This window comes from Paraburkholderia sp. SIMBA_054 (genome assembly GCF_046534875.1).
In the GTDB taxonomy this organism is placed as follows: Bacteria; Pseudomonadota; Gammaproteobacteria; order Burkholderiales; family Burkholderiaceae; genus Paraburkholderia; species Paraburkholderia hospita.
Genome location: NZ_JAWRXV010001633.1, coordinates 1 through 239, shown reverse-complemented (window position 1 = coordinate 239; position 239 = coordinate 1). Strand labels below are relative to the sequence as shown.

1 protein-coding gene is annotated in these 239 nt (G+C 38.9%); it reads left to right on the top strand.

Annotated elements, in window-relative coordinates; all coding sequences use genetic code 11:
- Window positions 1-239: hypothetical protein (locus SB822_RS60610; protein WP_410859586.1), on the top strand; the 239-nt coding region annotated here is incomplete at both ends.

Sequence of the window (239 nt, the reverse complement as noted above, 5' to 3'; positions counted from 1 at the left end):
CTCAAAGCAAGTGCCCCCGCCAATGATAAGGTGAATACCCCTTTTTTTAATGATTTCATCGATCCATCACTCCTTTTTATTATGTTGCCATCCCACCTTTTCCGTTCTTGCTCCCCCTTCTCCTGCCAGAATGATAAAAACGATTCCTTCGTAACACGAAACAACAAGCTCCAACTACCTTCAGCCCTATTAGAAATAATAGAAAAGATTAATTATTCTGCAAAAACATTACTTTCTTC